Origin of the sequence: Streptococcus sp. 1621 (genome assembly GCF_013276615.1) — a bacterium.
In the GTDB taxonomy this organism is placed as follows: domain Bacteria; phylum Bacillota; class Bacilli; order Lactobacillales; family Streptococcaceae; genus Streptococcus.
This window is the reverse complement of sequence record NZ_VMLJ01000011.1, coordinates 19,641-27,332: the sequence shown is the minus strand read 5'-3', so window position 1 is coordinate 27,332 and position 7,692 is coordinate 19,641. Positions and strand designations below refer to the sequence as shown.

Below are 7,692 nucleotides of genomic sequence, written 5' to 3'. Positions count from 1 at the left end.
CAGTGCTTTGAGCAGCCTGTGGCTAGCTTCCTAGTTTGCTCTTTGATTTTCATTGAGTATTAAATACTTTTTCCTGGTAATAGAGTAACTGGTAAAAAGTAACCAGTTGTCGCAACTTCCTTGCCTTCTATCTTCTGCAAGAGAAGGTCAACAGTGAGGCAGGCAATCTCTTCCAAGGGTTGCTTGATAGTAGCCAGTTGGGGGTAGTAATTCTCGATAAAGTAGGTCCCATCATATCCGATGACCTTGAGTTCTTCAGGGACAGAAATGCCCAGTTCTTGAGCAATTTTAATGACCAGAATAGCAGTCAAGTCATCTGAAGCAAAGATGGCATCTGGCTTTTGTCGAGTCAAGATATTCTTGATTTCCATTTCTTTTCTGACGGGAGAAAAGTCACTGGAAACATTGATAATAGGTGCTTTTGGGAGTACAGATGCAAAACCAGCGTGGCGCAGTCCAGTTGGCGAGTTAGAATTGTCATTCCCTGTAATCATGATGATAGATTGGGCGCCTGTCTTAACCAAGGTCTGGGCAGCAAGAACCCCACCAGCATAGTTGTCAGAGGAAACGACAGGAATGTCTGGCGACAGGTTACGGTCAAAGGAAATAATCGGTGCTGTCACACGATTGTAGTCTTTGATTCCCAAGTTGTGACTACCAGAAATGATGCCGTCTACCTGATTGGCTTCCAACATTTCGATATATTCGCGTTCCTTTTCAGAATCGTGCTCACTGTTGCAGATGATGGTCTTATATCCATTTTTGAAGAGTTGGTGTTCCAGCTTATCAATCAATTCTGCATAGAAAACGTTAGAAATATTGGGGAAAATCAAGCCGATTAATTTAGCTGATTTTCCTTGCAGACTACGAGCTAGGTTGTTGGGTTTATAGCCCAATTCTCGCATGGCTTCATTAACCTTTTGAATGGTTTTTTCAGATAGATACCCTTTTTTATTGATAACCCGAGAAACGGTAGTAGGACTGACGCCTGCAAGTTTGGCGACATCAGTTAGTTTTGCGACCATAATCTAATTCATAGTAAGTTCCAGTTGGGTTTCCAGATTTAATCAGGATACCATTTTGGTCCTCATGTGGGAAGACACGACCAGAAAATACTTTTTCTCCTTTATTGATGAAAATTTCAAAGACAGAGTTATCGATGAAAATCGTAGCAGTAGTAGCCTGATTCTCGATTGGGCAAGAACGTGTAGTTCCAAATTCTTGGGCATACTGTTCTCCAGCATGGCTACGATCCACTGTCACTTGACCATTTACAAGGTCAAAGTTGATTGAAAGTCCCTTGCCTTCTTTATCAGCAAGTAAGACAATCTCGCTCTGGCTATTGGCTTCCAAGTTGAGTTCAAGTTCGTAAGTGTTCTTGGTTTGGGCACGGTTTGAGAAAGGTTCTTCAGAAGCACAAAGGTCCTTGATAGCTGCGACTGGGTATTGGTAGAGTTTGCCGTCTTTGATAGTGAGTTCCTTGACCAAAGAGAAGGTTCCTTGGTGGTCAAAACGGTCAGATGGATATGAAACATCAGGCAAGCCAAGCCAGCTAACAGCTAGAGCACGTCCATCAGGAGCGTTGAAGGCTTGAGTTGCATAGGCTTCGAAACCATAGTCCATGTTTTGAAGTTGAGACACATCTACCATTTTGGCATTTTCAGGGTCAAAGGAAGCCCCAATCTTATACATATTTGGAAAGATATTATCGTAGTCTAGAACGTTCTTATCCAATCCTTGTGGGCAGTAGAGAAGGACAGGTTGTTCCCCTACAAAGACCAGATTTGGACATTCCATCATGTAGGCAGTACGGTCGTTAGCAAAGTCAAGGTTGCCAACGGCTTGCCAGTTTGTATAGTCATTATCGACAGCCTTGTAGAGACGGACGAAACCTTTTTTCTCCAAGTCCTGTCCACCAACGATAGCATAATATTGCCCCTTAAAGTTAAAAATTTGCGGATCACGGAAGTGGTCAGTTGAGTCTGCTGGCTGGTCGATCAAGGTCTTGTCAATCTTGGTAATCTTACCATCCTTATCCATCAAAGCTCCAATCTGGTAAGGGTGACGGATCCAGTTTTCATCGCGGACATTTCCTGTATAAAATAGGAATAACTGATCACCAAATTGCATGGCAGAACCAGAGTAGGCACCGTGGCTATCTAATGGAGTATCAGGTAAAACTTTGACACCAGTTTCTGTGAAGTGAACCAAGTCCTCACTTTCCAATTGCACCCAAGATTTTAAACCATGGGCTGCACCAAATGGAAAGTTCTGATAAAAAACAATCCACTTGCCATCAAAGTAGGAAAAGCCATTTGGATCGTTGAGAAGTCCTGTTTTTGGCTCAACATGGTAATGAGTATGCCATGGAGATTGTGCTATATTTTCTTTTATATGTTGAATTTCTTCTTGCGTCCAATCTTGATAAAGTCTGTAACGACGCTCAGTTGTCCATTCCATTCATTCATTCCTCCAAAAATCTTATCACTTTTAATAGTAACCGTTTTCGATAAAAAATGCAAGCCTTTTATGTTAAAAAAGAGGAAAAGCTGTCAAGCGTTTATCACAAATTAAAACCAGAAAATCAATCATCTATCTACAAAAAAATGAAAGAAAGTGAAGCAAAATCCTTTTAAACAAGATTCCAAACTTATTTTTTTAAGAAATGCCTGCTAAAACAGTCAAAAACAATCAATCTATGGCGTGCCCACTAAGTGGATAGAATATTTTTTCTGCAAAACGCTTGACATATTTCTAAAACATGATAAAATAATAGTCGTAGGGCGAATAAAATCGCTTTCAAACAATAACAAAATTTTATATAAGGAGATTTTTGCAAATGAACAATCAGGAAATTGCAAAAAAAGTCATCGATGCCTTGGGCGGACGTGAAAATGTCAACAGTGTAGCTCACTGTGCGACTCGTCTTCGTGTCATGGTCAAAGATGAAGGAAAAATCAATAAAGAGGTGATTGAGAACTTGGAAAAAGTTCAAGGTGCTTTCTTTAACTCAGGTCAATACCAAATCATCTTTGGTACAGGTACAGTTAACAAAATGTACGATGAAGTTGTTGCGCTTGGCTTGCCAACATCATCTAAAGCTGACATGAAAGCAGAAGCTGCGAAACAAGGGAACTGGTTCCAACGTGCTATCCGTACTTTCGGTGACGTTTTCGTTCCAATCATCCCAGTTATTGTAGCGACAGGTCTCTTCATGGGTGTGCGTGGTCTTTTCAACGCTCTTGAAATGCCACTTCCAGGTGACTTTGCAACTTACACACAAATCTTGACAGATACGGCCTTCATCATCTTGCCAGGTTTGGTTGTGTGGTCAACCTTCCGTGTATTTGGTGGAAATCCTGCCGTTGGTATCGTTCTTGGTATGATGCTTGTTTCTGGCTCACTTCCAAACGCTTGGGCAGTCGCTTCAGGTGGTGAAGTAACAGCTATGAACTTCTTTGGTTTCATCCCTGTTGTTGGTTTGCAAGGTTCTGTTCTTCCAGCCTTCATCATCGGGGTTGTCGGAGCTAAATTTGAAAAAGCTGTCCGCAAGGTTGTTCCAGATGTCATTGACCTTTTGGTAACGCCATTCGTGACACTTTTGGTCATGTCTATCCTTGGACTCTTTGTCATCGGACCAGTCTTCCACGTAGTTGAAAACTACATCCTTATCGCTACAAAAGCGATCCTCAGCATGCCATTTGGTCTTGGTGGTTTCTTGATTGGTGGGGTTCACCAATTGATCGTCGTGTCAGGTGTGCACCACATCTTCAACTTGCTTGAAGTTCAATTGCTTGCTGCTGACCATGCTAACCCATTCAACGCTATCATCACAGCTGCTATGACAGCTCAAGGTGCTGCGACTGTTGCGGTTGGTGTTAAAACTAAAAATCCAAAACTAAAAACACTTGCTTTCCCAGCTGCTCTTTCTGCCTTCCTAGGTATTACAGAGCCTGCTATCTTCGGGGTTAACTTGCGCTTCCGTAAACCATTCTTCCTTTCATTGATTGCTGGTGCAATCGGTGGTGGATTGGCTTCTATCCTTGGACTTGCTGGTACTGGTAATGGTATCACCATCATCCCTGGTACAATGCTTTATGTTGGTAACGGACAACTTGCCCAATACCTTCTCATGGTAGCTGTATCATTTGCCCTTGGTTTTGCTCTTACTTACATGTTTGGTTACGAGGACGAAGAAGAAGTTACTACTGAAGCGACGACAGAACGTTTGGTCCAAGAAGAAACAACTGGTAATATTCCAGCAGCTCTTCAAAATGAAACACTTGTAACTCCTATCGTCGGTGATGTTGTAGCTCTTGCTGATGTTAATGACCCAGTCTTCTCAAGTGGAGCTATGGGACAAGGTATCGCTGTGAAGCCAAGTCAAGGTGTGGTATATGCACCAGCTGATGCTGAAGTTTCAATCGCCTTTCCAACAGGACACGCTTTTGGTTTGAAAACAACTGATGGTGCTGAAGTCTTGATCCACGTTGGTATCGACACTGTAACAATGAACGGTGAAGGTTTTGAAGCAAAAGTTGCTCAAGGTGACAAGGTGAAAGCTGGCGATGTTCTTGGAACATTTGACTTAAACAAAATCGCTGCAGTTGGTCTTGATGATACAACAATGGTTATCGTTACAAACACAGCTGACTACGCTTCAGTAGCTCCAGTCGCAACAGGTTCAGTTGCGAAGGGGGATGCTGTGATCGAAGTGAAAATCTAATCAATCCTCTCTAATGTGAAAACGAACAAATGACATGTTTGTTCGTTTTTGCTTGAATGGTAAGATTTACAGAGGAAAATCTAAAAAATAGAGAAATTTAGACTTTCGAAATATGCTATAATAAAGAAAATAAAAACAAGAGGTTTATCATGACAAAATTATATGGAAGCTTGGAAGCGGGCGGTACAAAGTTTGTCTGTGCTGTCGGTGATGAAAACTTTAACGTTGTAGAAAAAACACAATTTCCAACAACAACTCCAATCGAAACAATCGATAAAACCATTGAGTTCTTCTCAAAATTCGACAACCTTGCTGGTCTTGCAGTTGGTTCATTTGGTCCGATTGATATTGATAAAAACTCAAAAACTTATGGCTTTATCACGACGACTCCAAAACCAAACTGGGCAAATGTGGACTTGCTTGGTGCCCTTCGTCGCGCCCTCAACGTGCCAATGTACTTCACAACCGACGTAAACAGCTCTGCCTATGGTGAAGTGGTTGCCCGTAACAATGCGGGTGGTCGTATCGAAAACTTGGTTTACTACACAATCGGTACAGGTATCGGTGCAGGTGTTATCCAACGTGGTGAGTTTATCGGTGGTGTGGGTCACCCTGAAATGGGTCATTATTATGTTGCTAGACACCCAATGGATATTGAAAAAGAGTTTAAGGGTGTTTGTCCTTTCCATAAGGGATGTCTGGAAGGCTATGCAGCTGGTCCAAGTTTGGAAGCTCGTACAGGTGTTCGTGGGGAAAACATTGAACTCAACAACCCTGTTTGGGATGTTCAAGCCTACTATATCGCTCAAGCTGCGGTTAATGCGACAGTGACTTTCCGCCCAGACGTGATTGTCTTTGGTGGAGGGGTCATGGCTCAACAACACATGCTGGACCGTGTCCGTGAGAAATTTACATCTCTTCTCAATGGCTACCTACCAGTACCTGATGTGCGTGATTACATCGTGACGCCAGCAGTCGCAGGAAATGGTTCTGCTACTCTTGGAAACTTTGTCCTTGCAAAAGAAGTTTCAAAATAAAGCACAAAATCCGCTTGGGAAACCAAACGGATTTTGTGGTTGCAAATAATATTTTTGAGCCTTTCCTTAAGTGATTACGGACGGTAGCGACTTTCTTCGAAATTCCATACCTAAACTTTGAGCCTAATGTCTCAAAGTTTCCGAATACCTGAAACCATTAGATTTCAGGTGTTTCTATCACGGCGGAAAGGCTAGGTAAGTCCTCGCCTTACTATCGAAAAATATGCATGATTTCCATACCAAAGTATATTTAGTATTAAGCTATAGTTAATCTACGCTTTAAAAATCCACTTGGGAAACCAAACGGATTTTTTACGTGTCAAAGCATTTGCCAGAAAAAGTCAATAATATAGGTCAGACCGTAGGTATAAACCACGAGAGTAAAGGGTTTGGTCAGAATGATGATGGTCATATAGCGCTTGAAACTCATCTTGGTCAGGGCAGCCAGCATACAGAGAAAGTCAGCTGGACTAATGGGCCAAATCATCATAAAGATAAAGAAACGGTCAAAACGATTGCCCTTGTCCAACCAGCCGATGTACTTGTCATAGGTGCGCTTGCTGACGACAGACTGGACAAAGGCAGCCCCATAGAGGCGCACCAGATAAAAGATAATGGCACAGCCAATCACGATACCGATATAGTTGTAGATTGTCCCGATGATGTGACCGTAGATAAAGACCCCAGCTACCGAGGTCAAGGCCCCAGGAATGATAGGGACGACCGTTTGTAAAATCTGTAAAAAGATAAAGAGGGGTGGCCCCCAGATGCCTGCCTGCTGGATAAAGGCAGAGAGGGTTTCCTTAGACTGTAAAATCCCAGCCTGATAAGCCCAAATACAGAAAATCAAACTCCCAACCCCACCGACAATCGATGAGATATTGATAACTTGCTGCAGAAGGGGAGAAACAGCTTTCATTTGTTTATCCTGTGACATGTAAACTCCTCATAGATAGTATATTTCTACTATACCATATTTTGGAGGAGAAAGGGGGAATGAGTGTTTTTGATGAGGAATGGATAGTGAATAGTCCTTCGAGACTTAGAATAGGTCCGTTCCCTAAAGTTTACATGTATTCTAGGTTTAGAATAATCGCAATTACATAAATTTAAAAGCATTCTAAGTTTCGAATAGCTTATCTGAGATAATTTTGATGCATTCGAGCTTTCGAATAGTCATATTCCCTAAAGTTTAGATGTATTCTGAAGCTAGAAAAGCTAAAATCTAAAAATAATAAGGGTCTCTATCTGATGGATGTAATTTATGTCTAGTATGAATCCTTTGAATCGTTAGTTAATTTTAATATGAATCAGTTCTGAAATAATTACTAAATATAGTTAGATGGTGAATGAATTATTGCTAAATTTCGAGTTCAAGTTAGCCATCCAGAAGTCTTCTCTAGGCGACTTGTAGTTCAAGCATTTTTTAGGATAGTTGTTAATCCATTTTTCGATGAATGCGATTTCTTTGGGAGTCGTTTTCTTAGTTCCCTTAGGCTTAGGTAACCATCTACGAATAAGCCTGTTGTGATTCTCATTAGTTCCCCTTTCCCAAGAGGTATAGGGATGTGCATAGTAGATATGTTCCTTAGAAAACATATCGGACAGGCGGTTGAATTCCGTTCCGTCCATTAGTAGATAAAGGATTACTCCTTCTTGAAATGACAGATGAACTTGTTTCTTATAAAAAATGTTGTCAAGAAATTATTCGCTTTTTTCCAGAAGTTTTAGAGGAAGAGAACTTTATGGGGAAAAAGGAGTTACTCAAATAACAATTCAGGATCAAAAATAGACAGTTGAGGAGCAGAGTGGATAAATTAAGTTTGCTACTGTATAATGGATTTATCACTAAAAACGCTCCATGCCATATTTTACATAGCATTAGTCTTCTAAAAATGGACAGAAATCATTGTAAAGGCTATCAAAAAA

5 protein-coding genes and 1 pseudogene are annotated in these 7,692 nt (G+C 41.2%); 2 read left to right on the top strand and 4 right to left on the bottom strand.

Annotated elements, in window-relative coordinates; translation table 11 throughout:
- Positions 1–59: 59 nt before the first annotated feature.
- Positions 60–1,025, bottom strand: a complete 966-nt coding sequence (locus HT697_RS02300; RefSeq protein WP_166732299.1) for a LacI family DNA-binding transcriptional regulator — start codon at positions 1,023–1,025, stop codon at positions 60–62.
- Positions 1,006–2,460, bottom strand: a complete 1,455-nt coding sequence (locus HT697_RS02295) for a glycoside hydrolase family 32 protein (RefSeq protein WP_173219990.1) — start codon at positions 2,458–2,460, stop codon at positions 1,006–1,008. The genes HT697_RS02300 and HT697_RS02295 overlap by 20 nt, the downstream gene beginning before the upstream one ends.
- Before the next feature lie 379 nt (positions 2,461–2,839).
- Between HT697_RS02295 and HT697_RS02290 the strand changes: the two genes are divergently transcribed.
- Positions 2,840–4,726: a sucrose-specific PTS transporter subunit IIBC gene (locus tag HT697_RS02290; protein ID WP_188109845.1), complete on the top strand. Its 1,887-nt coding sequence runs from the start codon at positions 2,840–2,842 to the stop codon at positions 4,724–4,726.
- Between the two features lie 149 nt (positions 4,727–4,875).
- A complete protein-coding gene (scrK, locus tag HT697_RS02285) occupies positions 4,876–5,763 on the top strand; it encodes a fructokinase ScrK (protein ID WP_000164310.1) in 888 nt (295 codons plus the stop codon).
- Between the two features lie 319 nt (positions 5,764–6,082).
- On the opposite strand, the gene HT697_RS02280 is transcribed toward scrK, so the two are convergent.
- Both HT697_RS02280 and HT697_RS02275 read right to left on the bottom strand, forming a co-directional pair.
- Complete coding sequence (locus tag HT697_RS02280) at positions 6,083–6,700, bottom strand: TVP38/TMEM64 family protein (protein ID WP_000076168.1); 618 nt, start codon at positions 6,698–6,700, stop codon at positions 6,083–6,085.
- A gap of 401 nt (positions 6,701–7,101) precedes the next feature.
- A pseudogene (locus HT697_RS02275) lies at positions 7,102–7,389 on the bottom strand (IS30 family transposase); the annotation flags it as partial.
- Positions 7,390–7,692 lie beyond the last annotated feature (303 nt).

Coding starts and splice junctions, on each gene's coding strand:
- scrK (WP_000164310.1), top strand. CDS start 4,876: ATGACAAAATTATATGGAAGCTTGGAAGCGGGCGGTACAAAGTTTGTC.
- HT697_RS02295 (WP_173219990.1), bottom strand. CDS start 2,460: ATGGAATGGACAACTGAGCGTCGTTACAGACTTTATCAAGATTGGACG.
- HT697_RS02280 (WP_000076168.1), bottom strand. CDS start 6,700: ATGTCACAGGATAAACAAATGAAAGCTGTTTCTCCCCTTCTGCAGCAA.
- HT697_RS02300 (WP_166732299.1), bottom strand. CDS start 1,025: ATGGTCGCAAAACTAACTGATGTCGCCAAACTTGCAGGCGTCAGTCCT.
- HT697_RS02290 (WP_188109845.1), top strand. CDS start 2,840: ATGAACAATCAGGAAATTGCAAAAAAAGTCATCGATGCCTTGGGCGGA.